16 protein-coding genes are annotated in these 15590 nt (G+C 66.6%); 8 read left to right on the top strand and 8 right to left on the bottom strand.

What is annotated here, in order from left to right:
- The first annotated feature begins 15 nt into the window (after nt 1–15).
- Nucleotides 16–1038 (top strand): GTP-binding protein, encoded by a 1023-nt coding sequence (locus ACSYG9_RS26700; protein ID WP_440125265.1) that lies wholly within the window; start codon nt 16–18, stop codon nt 1036–1038.
- 47 nt (nt 1039–1085) lie between these two features.
- Here ACSYG9_RS26700 and ACSYG9_RS26695 read toward each other — a convergent pair whose 3' ends face one another.
- The 4 genes from ACSYG9_RS26695 to ACSYG9_RS26680 form a co-directional block, all read right to left on the bottom strand.
- Complete coding sequence (locus tag ACSYG9_RS26695; RefSeq protein WP_454840556.1) at nt 1086–2525, bottom strand: DEAD/DEAH box helicase; 1440 nt, start codon at nt 2523–2525, stop codon at nt 1086–1088.
- A 279-nt stretch (nt 2526–2804) separates the two neighbouring features.
- On the bottom strand, nt 2805–3221 hold the full coding sequence (locus ACSYG9_RS26690) for a molybdenum cofactor biosynthesis protein MoaE (protein WP_454840554.1): 417 nt from the start codon (nt 3219–3221) through the stop codon (nt 2805–2807).
- Nucleotides 3214–4206 carry a bifunctional molybdenum cofactor biosynthesis protein MoaC/MoaB gene (gene moaCB, locus ACSYG9_RS26685; RefSeq protein WP_440125262.1) on the bottom strand — a complete coding sequence of 331 codons (993 nt, stop codon included), beginning with the start codon at nt 4204–4206 and terminating at the stop codon, nt 3214–3216. Before moaCB ends, ACSYG9_RS26690 begins: the two co-directional genes overlap by 8 nt.
- Nucleotides 4203–5396 (bottom strand): molybdopterin molybdotransferase MoeA, encoded by a 1194-nt coding sequence (locus ACSYG9_RS26680; protein ID WP_454840552.1) that lies wholly within the window; start codon nt 5394–5396, stop codon nt 4203–4205. Before ACSYG9_RS26680 ends, moaCB begins: the two co-directional genes overlap by 4 nt.
- 87 nt (nt 5397–5483) lie before the next feature.
- Here ACSYG9_RS26680 and moaA point away from each other — a divergent pair, with 87 nt between their 5' ends.
- Nucleotides 5484–6542, top strand: a complete 1059-nt coding sequence (gene moaA / locus ACSYG9_RS26675) for a GTP 3',8-cyclase MoaA (protein ID WP_440125260.1) — start codon at nt 5484–5486, stop codon at nt 6540–6542.
- Complete coding sequence (locus ACSYG9_RS26670) at nt 6535–6810, top strand: MoaD/ThiS family protein (protein ID WP_440125259.1); 276 nt, start codon at nt 6535–6537, stop codon at nt 6808–6810. Before moaA ends, ACSYG9_RS26670 begins: the two co-directional genes overlap by 8 nt.
- Nucleotides 6811–6813: 3 nt before the next feature.
- On the opposite strand, the gene nadE is transcribed toward ACSYG9_RS26670, so the two are convergent.
- On the bottom strand, nt 6814–7653 hold the full coding sequence (gene nadE, locus ACSYG9_RS26665) for an ammonia-dependent NAD(+) synthetase (protein WP_440125258.1): 840 nt from the start codon (nt 7651–7653) through the stop codon (nt 6814–6816).
- A gap of 118 nt (nt 7654–7771) precedes the next feature.
- On the opposite strand from nadE, the gene ACSYG9_RS26660 reads away from it, so the two are divergent.
- A complete protein-coding gene (locus ACSYG9_RS26660; protein WP_440125257.1) occupies nt 7772–8320 on the top strand; it encodes a nucleosidase in 549 nt (182 codons plus the stop codon).
- 12 nt (nt 8321–8332) lie between these two features.
- Here the strand turns inward: ACSYG9_RS26660 and ACSYG9_RS26655 are convergent, their stop codons facing one another.
- Nucleotides 8333–9091, bottom strand: a complete 759-nt coding sequence (locus ACSYG9_RS26655; RefSeq protein ID WP_440125256.1) for an META domain-containing protein — start codon at nt 9089–9091, stop codon at nt 8333–8335.
- A gap of 116 nt (nt 9092–9207) precedes the next feature.
- The gene (locus ACSYG9_RS26650; RefSeq protein WP_440125255.1) at nt 9208–9831 is read right to left on the bottom strand and encodes a TetR family transcriptional regulator; all 624 of its coding nucleotides are present in this window, start codon (nt 9829–9831) and stop codon (nt 9208–9210) included.
- A gap of 106 nt (nt 9832–9937) precedes the next feature.
- Between ACSYG9_RS26650 and ACSYG9_RS26645 the strand changes: the two genes are divergently transcribed.
- Nucleotides 9938–10501, top strand: coding sequence for an NAD(P)H-dependent oxidoreductase (locus tag ACSYG9_RS26645; protein WP_440125254.1), 564 nt, complete (start codon nt 9938–9940; stop codon nt 10499–10501).
- Between the two features lie 96 nt (nt 10502–10597).
- Here ACSYG9_RS26645 and fepB read toward each other — a convergent pair whose 3' ends face one another.
- Complete coding sequence (gene fepB, locus ACSYG9_RS26640; RefSeq protein WP_440125253.1) at nt 10598–11623, bottom strand: Fe2+-enterobactin ABC transporter substrate-binding protein; 1026 nt, start codon at nt 11621–11623, stop codon at nt 10598–10600.
- Between the two features lie 176 nt (nt 11624–11799).
- Between fepB and ACSYG9_RS26635 the strand changes: the two genes are divergently transcribed.
- Genes ACSYG9_RS26635 through ACSYG9_RS26625 form a run of 3 tightly spaced genes read left to right on the top strand, consistent with a single transcriptional unit; the run spans nt 11800 to nt 15463 of the window.
- Nucleotides 11800–12375 (top strand): 2Fe-2S iron-sulfur cluster-binding protein, encoded by a 576-nt coding sequence (locus ACSYG9_RS26635; RefSeq protein WP_440125252.1) that lies wholly within the window; start codon nt 11800–11802, stop codon nt 12373–12375.
- The gene (locus ACSYG9_RS26630; RefSeq protein WP_454843049.1) at nt 12375–13376 is read left to right on the top strand and encodes an FAD binding domain-containing protein; all 1002 of its coding nucleotides are present in this window, start codon (nt 12375–12377) and stop codon (nt 13374–13376) included. Before ACSYG9_RS26635 ends, ACSYG9_RS26630 begins: the two co-directional genes overlap by 1 nt.
- Entirely contained in the window at nt 13373–15463 is a 2091-nt protein-coding gene (locus ACSYG9_RS26625) for a molybdopterin cofactor-binding domain-containing protein (protein WP_440125251.1), read from the top strand. Before ACSYG9_RS26630 ends, ACSYG9_RS26625 begins: the two co-directional genes overlap by 4 nt.
- Nucleotides 15464–15590: the final 127 nt, after the last annotated feature.

Raw genomic sequence — 15590 nt, 5'->3', positions numbered from 1 at the left:
GTCGAGGAGGAACACATGGCGAAACGGAAGATTCCGGTCGTCGTTGTCGCCGGTTTCCTCGGGTCGGGTAAGACCACATTGCTCAACCATCTGCTGCGCAATACGCGGGGCGCCCGAATCGGGGTGATAGTCAACGACTTCGGTTCGGTCAACATCGACTCGATGATGGTTGCCGGTCAGGTCGACTCGATGGTGTCGCTCAGCAACGGATGTCTGTGTTGCGCGGTCGATGTCAGCGACATGGACGCGATGCTCGACAAACTTGCGCACCCGAAATCCGATCTCGACGTCATCGTCGTCGAGGCGAGTGGGCTGGCGGAACCGCGCAATATGATCCGGCTCATCGTGAGCTCGGAGAACGAGCACATCACCTACGGGGGACTGGTGCTCGTCGTCGACGCATACGAGTTCGACACCACGCGGGAGCGGCATCCCGAACTAGACCAGCACGTTGCGATGGCCGACCTGATTCTGCTCAACAAGACCGATCGCGTCGACACCGACACCCACGACGATCTGCTCGGTCGCCTGTGTGGACTCAATGCACGCGCGGCGGTGGTCTCGACCGAGCGCGGTCGGATCGACCCGGGTCTGCTGTTCGATTTCTCCGAACGCGCCGAACCGCGAGCCGGCGAACAGCTCACCCTCGACGACCTTCTGCGCGAACACGATGAGCACGACCATCGGCACCTGCACGACGGATACGATTCCATCACCTTCGAAAGCGACGCGCCCTTGCATCCGCGCGCACTCGTAGATCTCCTGGAGAATCAGCCCGCCGGAGTATTCCGGATCAAGGGGTACGTGACGGTCACCGCGGGACTGCGCTCGACCCGATATCTGTTGCAGACGGTCGGCGACCATATCCGATTCGAGCCACCCGGTCGCGGCGACGACGCCCGGGGAGCCACCCGGCTCGTCGTCATCGGGGCCGATCTGGATGCTGACGCCGTTCGCGAGCAGCTGGATCGATGTGTGGCGGGCGAACCGGTGTCGGCGGACGCGATGTACGCCGTCCACCGGTTCACGCCACGCTGAAGCACCTTCCCGCGAGGGTCTTTCATCGTGCAGCTGCGCTGCGGTGCCTAACGTGCAGCTGCGCTGCGGCGTGGTGCCCGACGCTGGCCGCTCCCTGCGCCGCCACCCTGACCGGCCGCTGTACGACGGCCACCCGTGCTGCCCTGGCGTGCAGCGGAGCCAGTGCGTGCACCCGAGCCCTGCCGGCCCGAACCGCCCTGGCGTGCCCCACCTTCGCGTACACCGGCGCCCTGCCGGGACCCGCCGGCGCGGCGTGCACCGCCGGATCGCGCCGGTCGGTTGGAACCGGACGTCGCGGCCTGCTTCGGAGCCGGCGGCACGTGCGGCGCGATCTCGCCGACAAGCGCGAGGACGTGCTCGGAACTGGCGGTGGACTTCACCGGAGTGACGTTGATCGACGCCTTGCGCATGATGGTCGCGAGGTCCTTGCGCTGATCCGGTAGCACGAGGGTCACCACATCGCCTGCGCTGCCTGCACGCGCGGTCCGTCCGGACCGGTGCAGGTAGGCCTTGTGCTCGGCAGGGGGATCCACGTGCACGACCAGTTGTACGTCGTCGACGTGCACGCCGCGCGCCGCGACGTCCGTTGCGACCAGGACACGCGCCTCACCCGACGAGAATGCAGCCAGGTTGCGGTCGCGCGCGTTCTGCGACAGGTTGCCGTGCAGGTCCACCGCGGGGATACCGGAGTCGGTGAGCTGCTTGGCGAGCTTGCGAGCCTGATGTTTGGTGCGCATGAACAGGATTCGGCGTCCCGTCCCCGACGCGAGGGTGCGCACGAGGTCCTTCTTCGCATCGACGCCTGCGACGTCGAACACATGGTGGGTCATCGCGGCGACGGGAGAGTTGGCCTCGTCGACGGAATGGAGGATCGGGTTGCTCAGGAACTTCTTGACGAGCTTGTCGACACCATTGTCCAGCGTCGCCGAGAACAGCAGTCGCTGTCCGTCTTTTGCGGTGGCGTTCAGGATACGGGTGACGCCGGGCAGGAATCCGAGGTCGGCCATGTGATCCGCCTCGTCGAGGACGGTGAGCTCGACCGCATCGAGGCTCACGAAGCCCTGACGCATCAGGTCCTCGAGGCGGCCCGGGCAGGCGATGACGATGTCGACGCCGCGTCGGAGGGCTTCGACCTGACGGTTCTGGGACACGCCACCGAAGATCGTGGTGACCCGCAGGCCGGCGGTGTGGGCGAGAGGCTCGACCACAGCGGCGATCTGGGTTGCGAGTTCGCGGGTGGGGGCGAGCACCAGGCCGCGGGGGCGTCCGGCAGCGCGCGTCGAACCTCCGGTGAGGCGAGCAGTCAGTGGGATGGAGAAGGCGAGGGTCTTGCCGCTGCCCGTGCGGCCGCGGCCGAGGACGTCGCGACCCGCGAGCGAATCGGGAAGGGTATCCGCCTGGATAGGGAACGGACTGGTGATGCCCGAGTCGCTCAGTGCGGCGACGAGAGGACGGGGAACCCCGAGATCGGAAAAGGATGTGGTCATAGAACAGCGCTGCCTTTCACTGCGGCGTGTGTGCACGCATACGGGACCGGTCCCGAGATGGTGCGGTGTGATCGCCGCGAGGAAGGCCGATGAAGTGCGCTTGCGGGCCGGGCACGATCCCGGGCCGCCGGTATCCCACGACGGTGGATGTCGTCGTGACACCCGAACTGGGTCAGCCTACCCCACCGGTTGCCGAGCCACGTCCGCGCAGTGGAGCGGACGGTGTCTTTGCTCGACTCGGGAGGGCGGAGGTGCCGTTCGCGCGGGGAGAGGAGGCGGTCAGCAGACGCCGACCCACTCGGATACTCCGTCGGCGAATTGCTGCCTTTTCCAAATGGGCACTTGATGTTTGATGCGTTCGACGAGTTCGGCGCACGTTGCGAAAGCCTCCTTGCGGTGTGGCGAAGCCACTGCCGCGACGAGCGCGAGATCGCCGATGGTGAGTTCGCCCACTCGATGGACCGCAGCTACCGGAAGACCGGACTCCGCCGCCATCTCGTCGCAGACCCGGCGCAGGAATGCCTCGGCATCGGGGTGCGACATGTACTCGAGGGCCGCCACTGCCTGGCCACCGTCGTGGTTGCGCACCACACCGGTGAACACCACCACCGCGCCGTACTCGGGTCCGGCGACTGCGGCCTCCACCGCAGCGGAATCCAACGGCTCCGAGGAAATTCGTGCCAACATCTCACTCATGGGCTCCGCCTCCGGATACTTGCGCCAACAGATGATCGAGGATCGGGTCGAGTGCGGCGAGCCCGTCCTTCACTCCGCCCGGCGAGCCGGGCAGATTCACCACGACCGTGTGTCCGGCAAGCCCGGCGACGCCGCGGGAGAGGACCGCGTGCGGAGTGACGTCGAGCCCGCGGCGACGGATCGAATCGGCGACACCGGGCAGCTCGCGGTCGAGTACCGCGAGGGTCGCCTCGGGTGTCCTGTCGGTGGGGGATGCTCCGGTGCCGCCGGTGGTGATGACCAGCGCGGGACTGCCGGTGAGGGCGTCGGCGAGGCCCGAGGAGATCTGCGCGTCGGCGTAGATCAGTGGTCCTCGTACGGAGAACCCGCGTGCGGTGAGCCACTGTTCGATGGTCGGACCGGTCTTGTCGTCGCGCGTGCCCGCGGCGACACCGGTCGAGGACACTACGACGACAGCGGAACGCGCTGATGCCGATTCGGTCGCGGGCACTGATGCGTCGTTCTGGTCAGGAGCATCGTCACGAACCCATCGTCCACGCTTGCCGCCCTCCTTCGACACCAGACGTACCCCGTTGAGTACCGCTGCGGGGTCGACCGCTTTGACCATGTCGTGCAGGGTTAGTCCGGCGACGGCCACAGCGGTGAGTGCCTCCATTTCGACCCCGGTCGGGCCGGTGGTCTTTGCGACCGCCTCGATCGTGATTGTCGTGTCGGTGAAACCGAACGTCACTTTCACCGTCGACAGGGCAAGCTGGTGGCACAGGGGAATCAGTTCCCACGTGCGCTTGGCGGCGCCGATGCCTGCGAGGCGGGCGGTGGCCAGTACGTCTGCCTTCGGCATGTCGTCGGCGCGGACGAGCGCGATCACCTCGGCGGTGGTCGCCAACTCGCCTGCAGCGACGGCGACTCGATGCGTATCGCTCTTCGTCGAGACGTCGACCATGCGCGCGCGGCCTTGATCGTCGAGGTGGCTCAATTCGCTCACAGGGGAAGCACTTTCACGAGATCTCCGGATACGAGGGTGGTGGTGTCGGGGTCGATGTCGATGAGCGCATCGGCGCTGGCCAGTCCGGCAACCAGGTGAGAACCGTGTCCGGGTAGCGGCACCACATTGTCGCCATCGAGACGGGCGCGCAGGAACTGACGACGGCCCGGGATGGACTCGAGTCCGCTCACGAGCGGCCGTGTGCCGGACGCGATTGCAGGCAGCCCCGCGATGTCGCGCAGGAGCGGACGGGCGAAGATCTCGAACGAGACCAGTGCGCTCACAGGGTTACCGGGGAACGTCAGGATCGGTACGCCATCGACGACGGCGGTGCCCTGCGGTCCGCCGGGTTGCATTGCCACCGACACGAAGGTGCCGCCGCGAGGCTCGAGGGTGTCCTTGACGACCTCGAAATCGCCCTTCGAGATGCCGCCGGAGGTGAAGACGACATCGGCGACGGCCACTGCGTGGGCGATCATGGCAGCGAACTCCTCGGGATCGTCCTCGCAGTGCGCGATCGAGGCGACCTCGGCGCCGTTCGCGGCGGCGCTCGCCGCGAGAGCGGGACCGTTCGAGTTGTAGATCTTCCCGGGCCCGAGTGCTTCGCCAGGGGTGACGAGCTCACTGCCGGTGGAGATCACCGCGACACGGGGACGGCCCCGAACAGGCACGTCGGTCAGGCCGACTGCGGCGAGGACCGAGATGTGCCGGGCCGCGAGAACCGTGCCTGCGGGGAGCAGAAGCTCCCCGGCGTGCACATCGCTGCCGGTCTCGCGCACGTACGTGCCGGGGGCGGCAGTGCGATGCACGGTGACGGTACCCGCCGCGTCGTCCGTCTCGGTGTCCTCGACCGGAACGACCGCATCGGCACACTCGGGGATCGGAGCACCGGTCATGATCTTGAGTGCGGCGCCTCCGGCCAGGGTGGAGACCGCGTCTCCGGCGGCGACGACGGCCTGCACGGTCAGAGTGACGGGCACGGAGGCGACCGACGCCGCGTCGACGGCGTAACCATCCATCTGAGAGTTCCGGAACGGAGGAAGCGAGATCGGTGCATGGACCGGTTCGGCCAGTGTCCGGCCCAGCGACCGTGCAAGGGGCACCTGGACAGAAGGTATCGACCGGAGCGGTTCGAGAAGCTCCGCTACGTGCTGTGCATGTTCCTCCACGGACCGCCTGCCGCCTGCCATGGCGACTACCGTACCGGTGCCGTTCGTGGCATTCATTCCGCCGGGCGCGTTCGATAGGCATACTGGCGGCATGAGGCCGGTGATTCTGTGACAGCAGTGGATGTGGGAATGCCGTCCGTGCGCGCCGCGACGGACCACGTATCCGATCGCCCCGACGTACCCGAACTCCTCGACCGCTTCGGGCGTGTCGCACGAGACCTCCGTGTCTCCCTCACCGAAAAATGTTCCCTGCGCTGCACCTACTGCATGCCCGAAGAAGGCCTTCCCCCGATCCCCCGTGAGCAACTGCTCACCGCCGACGAAATCGTGCGCCTCGTCGACATCGCCACCGGCCACCTCGGCGTACGCGAAGTACGGTTCACCGGCGGCGAACCCCTCATGCGCCGCGACCTCGAAGACATCATCGCCGGCTGCCGCCGCGTCGCCCCCCACGTACCACTGGCCCTGACCAGCAACGCCGTCGGACTCGCCCACCGCGCCCGAGGCCTGCGCGACGCCGGACTGTCCCGCATCAACATCTCCCTCGACACCATCGACCGCGATCACTTCGCCCGGCTGACCCGACGCGACCGCCTCGATTCGGTCCTCGCGGGCATCCGCGCGGCCGCGCAGGTGGGTTTGGCCAGGGTCAAGGTCAACGCGGTCCTGATGCCCGAGACCCTCGACGGCGCCGCCGACCTGCTGCGCTGGTGCCTCGACGAGGGCGTCGAACTGCGGTTCATCGAGGAGATGCCCCTCGACGCCGACCACGAATGGGCGCGGACGAACATGATCACCGCTGCGCGTCTGCTCGAGGTACTCGGTGCCCGGTTCACCCTCACCGAGACTGCGCGAGAGGACCCGTCGGCTCCCGCGGAACGCTGGTTCGTCGACGGTGGACCGGCGACGGTGGGGATCATCGCGTCGGTCACCCGGTCGTTCTGTTCGGACTGCGACCGCACCCGTCTGACGGCCGAGGGCACCGTCCGGTCGTGTCTGTTCAGCGATCGGGAGACCGATCTGCGGGCGGCGATCCGTGGTGGTGCGACCGACGACGAGCTTGCCGCGTTGTGGCGCGGCGCGATGTGGAACAAGTGGGCCGGACACGGCATCGACGCGGCGGGTTTCGTTCCGCCGGAACGCAGTATGGGAGCTATCGGTGGCTGATCAGACGACCGGGATCGAGGTGCGGTACTTCGCGGCAGCAGCGGACGCTGCGGGACGGGAGAAGGAGACGGTCGACCTCGCCGTCGGGTCCGACCTGGCGGCGCTGCGTGCGGCACTGATCGCACGCCACGGCGCCGACATGGAACGGGTCCTGTCGGTTGCTGCCTACCTGGTCGAGCCGGAAGCAGGTGGTGGCGAACTCACCCGCGATCTGAGCTTCCCCGCGGGAGCGAAGGTGGACGTGCTGCCACCCTTCGCCGGCGGGTAGCGCTCAGCGCCACCAGGTGTCGAGCGGAGCGACCGGTACGGTGCGCTTGTGCCTCGTCGCAAGGAACACACGCTCGACTTTCTCCGCTAGTTCCGCCGTGACGTCCTTGCCTTCGAGGTAGTCGTCGATCTCGGCGTAGGTCATACCGAGCGCGACCTCGTCGGGTAGGGCGGGCTTGTCGTCTTCGAGATCCGCGGTCGGAACCTTCTGCCACGTGCTGTCCGGCGCTCCGAGCTCACGCAGGAGCGCCGCGCCCTGCCTCTTCGTCAGGCCCGTGAGCGGTGTGACGTCCGCACCGCCGTCCCCGAACTTCGTGAAGAAACCGGTGACGGCTTCCGCCGCGTGGTCGGTACCGATCACCAGGTGCCCGAGCTCGCCCGCGATAGCGTACTGCAGAATCATTCGCTCGCGGGCCTTGATATTGCCGCGGACGAAGTCGCGGAGGGTGGCGGTGTCTCCGAGGAGTTCGCGAATGCCCTGTGCTGCTTCTGCGGCACTCGCGTCCGCTCCGGGTTTGACGTTGATGCGGAAATCGCGGTCGGGCTCGATGAAATCGAGCGCGATCCGCGCATCGTGTTCGTCGGCCTGCTCACCGTAGGGGAGGCGAACTGCGACGAACTCGGCTTCGTGCCCGTCTGCACGCAATGCCTCGACTGCGAGCTGCGCAAGGCGGCCCGCCAAGGTGCTGTCCTGCCCTCCGCTGACTCCGAGCACAAGGCCTCTCGCCGGAGTGCTGCGCAGATAGTCTGCGAGAAACCGCACACGCGTGTCGATTTCGGCCTTCGGGTCGATGGTGGGCCGGACTCCGAGTTCATCGATAATGCGATCGCGAAGATTCTCCATGCGGGAACTCTAGCGGGCATGTCGCCGCCGTGCGATGCGCCGCGATACGGTGCTGCAAACTGGTTGTTGCTGCACCGGGTGGTGCGCGCGCAACGGATCGGACCGGGAAGGGCAGCGTATGAAGGGGATTCTCGTCGTGTCCGCGACGAAGGCCGAAGCGGCGCATGTGGCCGACCGATACGACGTCCTCATCACCGGCATCGGGAAGGTCACCGCGGCAGTTGCGGTCACTGCGGCGCTTGCGCGCTACCCCGAAGGCGCACGGCCACTCGTCGTCAACATCGGCACGGCGGGTGCACTGCACGGTCATCACGGCGGACTCTACGTGCCGTCGACAGTGATCAATCACGACATCAGCAGCAAGGTACTGCGCAGTCTCGGGCATCCGGTCGCGGATGCCCTCTCGGTCGATGAGGGTGACGGTACCGTCCTCGCGACGGGCGACACTTTCGTCTCCGACGCAGAGGTTCGTGACGCGTTGGCAGCGCGTGCTGATCTCGTCGACATGGAAGGGTTCGCGGTCGCGTCCGCTGCGTGCCATATGGGGGCGCGAGCGCGGTTGGTGAAGTACGTCAGCGACCACGCCGACGACTCGGCAATGGACTGGCCGAACCAGATCGACGTCGCCGGACGGGCCCTCGCGCAGTGGCTCGAGGAGCGGTTCTGACGACTCGGCGGCCTAGCGGGCGCGGTAGCCCAGCCCATCGACACCATTCGACGCGGTGAGCGTCATCTCCGCCCCGTCGATCACATAGGTCGTTTCACCCGAGAGGACCGCGAGGACGTGGTTCTCGATCTCGGTGAGCGCCGCGTCGGTGCAGGCGGCGCGAGTGGTCGCCAGCGGACCGAACACGAGGGTGCCATCGCCGACTTCGGCGGTTCCGGTGAAGCGGTTGCATCCGGTGCTGCCCGAGACCTGTCCGTCCTCGGTGACCACCAGTTCGGGGGCGGTCTCATCCAGCGCCGCCGACGACATGACCGCGTCGGAGGTGCGCATGGTTGTGACGAACCATTCGGTTCCGCTGATCGGCCGGTCGGGGTCGACGACCTTCTTGTCGGTGAGAAAGACCGTCGTCCCGTCGCCGGTGAGGGTGAGCGCATCGCCGTCGAGGCTCCACCGCGGAGACGCGGCGACGAGGGAACTCAGCCATCCGTCGGCTCCGTCGCGAGGGGGCGGGCACGCCATCATCGTGCTCGCAAGATCAGGCGCACGCAGGGTGCTGTCCGCGAGATCGGCCGCACCGGCGAAGCGGTTGCACCCTGCGGTCGCGGCGAGTCGGCCGGGTTCCGGGAATTCCACGACGAGTGGCCCACCGCCGGGAATCGGGCTGCCGTTCACCTCGGTCGAGATGAACGTGCGACCGGTGAGATCGTCGGCAGAACCGGATCCGGAGGGATCGGATGCGCCGGTGCTGCAGGCGGAGACAGCGACTGCCACGGAACAGAGTGTGAGGACGCCGAGGACTCGATTCATCCCCTCACGCTACTCATTTCCCCACGCTGCAGGGACCGCGTCCAGCTGGAGCGGCGGAAACCATCCGAACCCGATGGCGCTCATCCGGGGAGCTCTGTACCCGCAATGCCGTCGCCGGTGACGACCCTGTGCGCGAGGTCGGCCCAGTTGTCGGCGAGCTGTCCCAGTGGATAGCCGAGTTCGTGCCACTGGTACAGGATCAGGCCGGGGTCCAGTGCTGCCAGCAGTGAGTGGGCGAGCAAGCGGGAGCGGCTGCCCATCCCGATCGTGCGCAGCAGCATCTCGATGTGGATGAGCGAAACCTGCCGGGGGGCGTTGCCGTGACGGGTCTCGGTCGAACTCTCCGCTGCGCGGAGCAGTTCTCCCTGGACTTCGACGAGTTCGATGCGTGCTCGCCCGAATGCGATCAGTCGCGCAATCGGCTCGGCGTCGGGCCCGAGTGGGGGAGGACCGTGCATGCAGGCGTGCTGGAATGCGGATTCGCTGTGGTCGAGGAGTGCGGCCATGAGGCCCGCGCGTGAGCCGAACCGACGGAACACCGTGCCCTTGCCGACGCCGGCGCGAGCTGCAACAGCATCCATGGTCACCGCGTCGGGTCCACGCTCGGCGACGAGCAGCGCTGCGGCGTCGAGGAGCCGTTGCCGGTTGCGCGCGGCGTCACATCGCTCGATGCTCTCGTCGGCGAGAGGGACCGGAATGTTCACAAGGTCACACTTTAGCGGATGGGGAAGATAAGTGGACCGCGGTCCGTTTATGCTCGTGTAGTTGCCTCGCCCCGGACGTCCGTCCCAGAACCCAAGGATTTCGAACATGGCCCAGACCCGAGTTCTCGCCCTCGTCGGCAGCCTGCGTACCGCAGCTGTCACCCGCCAGCTTGCGGAGACCGCCGTCGCAGTTTCCCCCGACGAAGTCGAGGTCACCGTGTACGAGGGCCTCGCAGACGTCCCCTTCTACAACGAAGATCTCGACGGTGACACCGTTCCGGCTGCTGCTGTTGCGCTGCGCGATGCTGCCGCGGACGCGGACGCGTTCCTGCTCGTCACGCCCGAGTACAACGGCACCATCTCCGCCGTTCTCAAGAACGCCATCGATTGGCTCTCCCGGCCGTACGGTGTGGGTGCGATGACAGGTAAGCCGGTCGCGGTTGTGAGCCAGTCACCGAGCCAGAATGCAGGCAAATGGGCTCTCGAAGACACGACGAAGGCTGCCGGCATCGCCGGTGGCAAGGTCATCGAGGGTGGATCGCTCACGATCGGAGAGACGTTCGGTAAGTTCGGCGAGGCGCATGCCAAGGAGCACGCCCAGACCGCCGATCAGATTTCTGCCGTGGTGGTCGCACTCGCCGATGCGAAGGCAGCTCTCGCCAGCGCCTGATCACGACTGTCGCATGGGCACGGGCCGGAAACCTCAGAGGTTTCCGGCCCGTTTCCATGTCGATATCGGAGCGCGTCGACGCCGGGGTGCTCACAGTCAGCCGAGCGCGTCGACGATGCGATCGATGACGTTGGTGGCGCTGTAGTAGTCGAGGCGGAAGCTGTCGTAGCCGAGGGCGTGCACCGAGTCGTTCCGGACCGACTTCGTCTCGGCCAGAGTGGGATCGGCCTTCAAGCGATCGGCGTCCTCCGGTAGGGCGTTGATGATGAACGTGTTCCCTCCGGTCAGCGCCAGCGACAGGTTCTCGGTCGCCACGGCGATGATGTCCGAGCGTCCCGCAGCGGCTGCTCCTGCCGTCTCGGGAACGGACGCGATCTCGAAACCCAGCCGGGTGGCGAGGCGGCCCTGAGCGGACTCGCCGGTGAAGACCCGGGAATCCTCTGGGGAGTTGTAGGTGAGGATGCTCACCGTGTTCTCTTCGGCGATTGCGGGTGCGATCGCGGTCTTCGCTTCGTCGACCTTGGTGTCGAACTCGTCAAGAAGCTCGTCAGCCCGCTCCTCTGCGCCGACGGCCTCGGCCATCTGCATGGTCAGGTCCTGCCACGACTTGTCCGAGTAGTCGTAGACGAGAGTCGGTGCAATCCGGGAGAGAAGTTCGACCTGATCGAGTGTGGAATCGGCACCGCTGGACGAGACGACGATGAGATCCGGTGCCGCTGCGGTGATCGCCTCGATATTGGGCTCGCCCTGGTAGAGGGTCTCGACGTCGCGGTCGGCTGCGATATCGGCCCATTGTGTGAACAGGCCGTTCTCGTCGGTCACTGTGCTCGGCGGCTGCGCGGCGGTGCCGTACAGCGGTGCATCGAGGGCGAGCAGGGTGCCGGTCAGGGTCACGCTCGTCGACACGATCCGCTCGGGTTGGGTGTCGAGGGTGACGGGACCCTCGGCGGTCTCCACGGTGCGCGGCCATTCCCCGCTCGATTGGGTGGCAGGCGTCGAAGCGTCCTCATTCGACTCGGGAGCGGACGAGCACGCCGTCATGGTGACTCCGAGAGCCAGGGCGCCGGCGGCTGCCACCAGACGGGCGCCGCGACTACTGCGGCGGTGCAATGTTGTGGACAAGATCTTCCTCCTGCGTGCTGATGCCGAGACCGGCATTGCAATCCTACGGTTAGGGCAGCGTTACCTAAGTCGAGGGGTTGCCATGGCTCGATATCCACGATTCCGCCAGCGAACGATTGGATCGAGTCGCCGACGGGAATGCCCAGTGCACAGCCCACGGTTCGGAAGGTTCGCTCATGGCAACGGAAAACGTATCGGCCTCTGCCTCGAACGGGTACGAGCGCGACATAACGCTCCACGTCGACGGCGCAGAACGGCTCGTCAGGGTCGATGTACGTACCACTGTTCTCGACGCGCTTCGCGATCGCCTCGACGTCATCTCTGCGAAGAAAGGGTGCGATCACGGTCAGTGCGGGTCGTGCACTGTACTGCTCGACGGCCGCCGTGCCGTGACATGTCTCGCGCTCGCGGTCTCCCACGAGGGGGCGCATATCGTCACCGCCTCCGGACTGTCCTCTGACGGCGAGTTGCATCCACTTCAGCAGCGGTTCATCGACGACGATGCGTTCCAGTGCGGGTACTGCACGCCCGGCCAGATCTGTTCTGCAGTCGGGATGCTCGACGAGGCTGCGCACGGAGATCCCAGCTACATCACCGAGGATCTCGCCTCGACTGTCGCTCTCGACGGCAACGAGATCCGCGAGCGAATGAGCGGAAACCTGTGCCGGTGCGGGGCGTATCCGAACATCGTTGCTGCGATCGCCGAAGTCGCGGGCGAAAGACCGGGCGTATCGACCGGAGGGCGCGAGTGATGAAGCTGCTGCGCTACGAACGGGCTGCGGACCCCGCCGGTGCGGTCGCGCGCGTCCACGACAACCCCGATGCCACATTTCTTGCAGGAGGGACCAATCTCGTCGACAACCTGAAACTCGGAGTCGAGACACCCGGCCTACTGGTCGATATCTCGCGACTGCCGCTCGACGACATCGTCGAGGCTGCGGATGGTGGTGTCCGCATCGGCGCCAACGTGCGGAACAGCGATCTCGCCGCGCATCCGGTGGTGCGGCAGCGCTATCCGATGCTGGCCCGTGCGTTGCTCTCGGGCGCTTCGCCGCAGCTGAGGAATTCGGCGACCACGGGAGGCAACCTTCTGCAGCGCACCCGGTGTGTGTACTTCCGCGACCTGTCGACGCCGTGTAACAAGCGCGAACCCGGCAGCGGATGTTCGGCCCTCGGCGGCTACACGCGGTATCACGCGCTGTTCGGGGCGTCCGATCGATGCGTCGCGACCCACCCGTCCGACATGGCGGTGGCGATGCTCGCTCTCGACGCCGAAGCCGTCGTCCTCGGTCCGGAAGGTGAACGGGCCGTCCCGATCGAAGAGTTGTACCGACTGCCCGGGGACACACCCGAACTGGACACCACTCTCGCCCGCGACGACCTCGTCGTGGGCGTCCATATTCCCGCACCGCAGGGTAGCGCCTCTGCCTACCGCAAAGTGCGAGATCGCGCAGCGTTTGCGTTCGCCCTGGTGTCGGTCGCGGCCGAACTGACCGTGAGCGACGGTGCGATCAGTGGCTGCCGACTCGCGTTCGGTGGAGTGTCGCACAGGCCATGGCGTGCACACCGTGCCGAGGAGACGCTGCTCGGGCAGTCCCCCAGTGACGAGGCGTTCACCGCGGCAGCAGACGCCGAACTCGCCGCCGCCCGGCCGGTCGACGGGAACGCCTTCAAGGTGACGTTGCTGCGGCGCACCGTTGTCGCTGTCCTGCGCGACCTCGCCCACCGCATCTCTGGGGAGGAGTCCGCATGAGTCGCCTCGAAAACCGTGCCATCGGCACGTCGACTGCACGGGTGGACGGATCGAGAAAGGTGACGGGAACCGCGCCGTACGCATACGAGCATCACGTTTCCGATCCCGCGTATCTCGTACCTGCGACCGCGACGATCGCCCGCGGCCGTGTGCGGAGCATCGACACGGCAGCGGCACGGGCGGTTCCCGGGGTGCTGGCCGTGCTCACTCCTTTCGATGCCCCGCGTCTGACAGCCGAAGCAGAAGGCGAGTACGTCGTCCTTCAGAGCCCGGATGTCCTGTATCGGGGGCAGATGGTTGCGGCTGTGATCGCGGAGACACCCGAAGTGGCCAGGCAGGCGTGCGATCTGTTGAGCATCGACTACGCGCCGCAGCCGCATGACGTGGGATTCCGGCACGATCATCCCGCGATGTATGCGCCGGAGAAAGCCAATGGCGGTTATCCCGCAGACAGCGAACGCGGCGACGTCGGCGCTGCGTTCGGTGCTGCCGACATCGTTGTTGACCAGTGGTATTCGACCCCCGAGGAACACAACAATCCGCTCGAACCACACACGGTGGTGGCGTTGTGGGAACACGACGAATTGACGCTCTACGATTCGACTCAGCACCCGCATGGAGTGGTGGACGCACTCGCGCCCGTTCTGGGAATCGACCCCGCGAAGATCCGCGTGATCTGCCCGTACATCGGTGGGGGATTCGGATCGAAGGGCGCGCCCCATGCGCACGACGTGCTCGCTGCCATGGCCGCACGCGCGCTGCCGGGACGCGCGGTGAAGTTCGCGGTCTCACGGCAGGACATGTTCGGCTACGTCGGCTATCGAGCCCCGACGTCGTCACATGTGCGTATCGCGGCCGATCGCGACGGCAGGATCGAGGGAATGGTCCACGAGGCATACACGCAGTCGTCGCACGTCGCGGAGTTCGTCGAGCAGGCCGCGGTGTCGGCCAGGAGCCTGTACCGGGTACCGAACCTGAGGACCACCCACCGGGCGGTGGCGTTGGACGTGCCCGCGCCGTTCTGGATGCGGGCTCCCGGTGAGGCGCCCGGTATGTACGCCGGGGAAGTTGCGATGGACGAACTCGCGACCGCGTGCGGAATCGACCCGATCGACCTGCGGATTCGCAACGAACCCGAGGTGGACCCGGAGACCGGGAAGCCGTGGTCGTCGCGGAGGCTGGTCGAGTGCCTCCAGGAGGGTGCACGACGGTTCGGATGGGATCCGGACGATCGCGAACCGGGGCTTCGGCGTCACGGGCCGTGGCTCACCGGCACGGGTGTCGCGGTCGCCACATATCCGCACATGGTGAATCCCGGCTCGGAAGCAACGATCCATCACGAAGGCGACGACCGGTTCGTTGTGCGGATCGCTGCAGCGGACCTGGGGACAGGTGCGTGGACGGCCTTGACCCTCATTGCCGCGGACGCGCTCGGCTGCGACGTGGAGAACGTGCGCGTCGAGATCGGCGACAGCGCGTTGCCCAACGCGACCGTCGCCGGAGGTTCGTCGGGTACCTCGTCGTGGGGCACCGCGATCGTCACGGCTGCCGAGGAATTCCGGAAACGATTCGGAGACCGACCTGAAGCCGGCGCCGAAGTGACAGCGACCGCAGGCGAGAATCGAGAACTCGAGCATCACCGAGCTCAGTCGTTCGGCGCACATTTCGTGGAGGTCCACGTCGATTCCGACACCGGTGAGATCAGGGTGCCGAGAATGCTGGGAATGTTCTCCGTGGGGCGGGTGATCAATCCACGTACGGCCCGCTCGCAGTTCATCGGGGGAATGTGCTTCGGCATCTCGATGGCGCTTTTCGAGGAAAGCGTTCGTGACGATCGTTTCGGGCACGTCGTGAATCATGATCTGGCGGAGTATCACGTGCCCACGCACGCCGACATCGGCAACATCGACGCCGGGTGGCTCGATGAGGACGATATGCGAGCCACACCAACGGGGTCGCGAGGTGTCGGGGAGATCGGCATCGTCGGGAGTGCAGCTGCTGTCGTCAACGCGTTGTGGCACGCGACGGGAGTTCGGGTGAGAGATCTGCCCGCACGTCTCGAGGACGTGTTCGAGGCGCTGCCCTGATCGCAATGGTGACGCGACCCACCGCACTTGTCGGTGGGTCGCGTCACACTGTGCGGAAACGCCCGTGAAAGGCGGGTGCCGACACGCCGCCCGAGCACCTGATCCGGAGGCGAGAAAGTCAGGCGAC

This window comes from Rhodococcus sp. SJ-2 (genome assembly GCF_053750035.1).
The sequence above is the reverse complement of the archived record's forward strand: the minus strand, read 5'-3'. Positions and strand labels throughout refer to the sequence as shown.

Bases quoted from the DNA above. Each gene is read 5' to 3' on its own strand.
- ACSYG9_RS26625 (WP_440125251.1), top strand. From the start codon at position 13,373: ATGAGTCGCCTCGAAAACCGTGCCATCGGCACGTCGACTGCACGGGTG.
- ACSYG9_RS26630 (WP_454843049.1), top strand. From the start codon at position 12,375: ATGAAGCTGCTGCGCTACGAACGGGCTGCGGACCCCGCCGGTGCGGTC.
- ACSYG9_RS26700 (WP_440125265.1), top strand. From the start codon at position 16: ATGGCGAAACGGAAGATTCCGGTCGTCGTTGTCGCCGGTTTCCTCGGG.
- ACSYG9_RS26660 (WP_440125257.1), top strand. From the start codon at position 7,772: ATGAAGGGGATTCTCGTCGTGTCCGCGACGAAGGCCGAAGCGGCGCAT.
- nadE (WP_440125258.1), bottom strand. From the start codon at position 7,653: ATGGAGAATCTTCGCGATCGCATTATCGATGAACTCGGAGTCCGGCCC.
- ACSYG9_RS26645 (WP_440125254.1), top strand. From the start codon at position 9,938: ATGGCCCAGACCCGAGTTCTCGCCCTCGTCGGCAGCCTGCGTACCGCA.
- ACSYG9_RS26695 (WP_454840556.1), bottom strand. From the start codon at position 2,525: ATGACCACATCCTTTTCCGATCTCGGGGTTCCCCGTCCTCTCGTCGCC.
- ACSYG9_RS26680 (WP_454840552.1), bottom strand. From the start codon at position 5,396: ATGGCAGGCGGCAGGCGGTCCGTGGAGGAACATGCACAGCACGTAGCG.
- ACSYG9_RS26635 (WP_440125252.1), top strand. From the start codon at position 11,800: ATGGCAACGGAAAACGTATCGGCCTCTGCCTCGAACGGGTACGAGCGC.
- ACSYG9_RS26690 (WP_454840554.1), bottom strand. From the start codon at position 3,221: ATGAGTGAGATGTTGGCACGAATTTCCTCGGAGCCGTTGGATTCCGCT.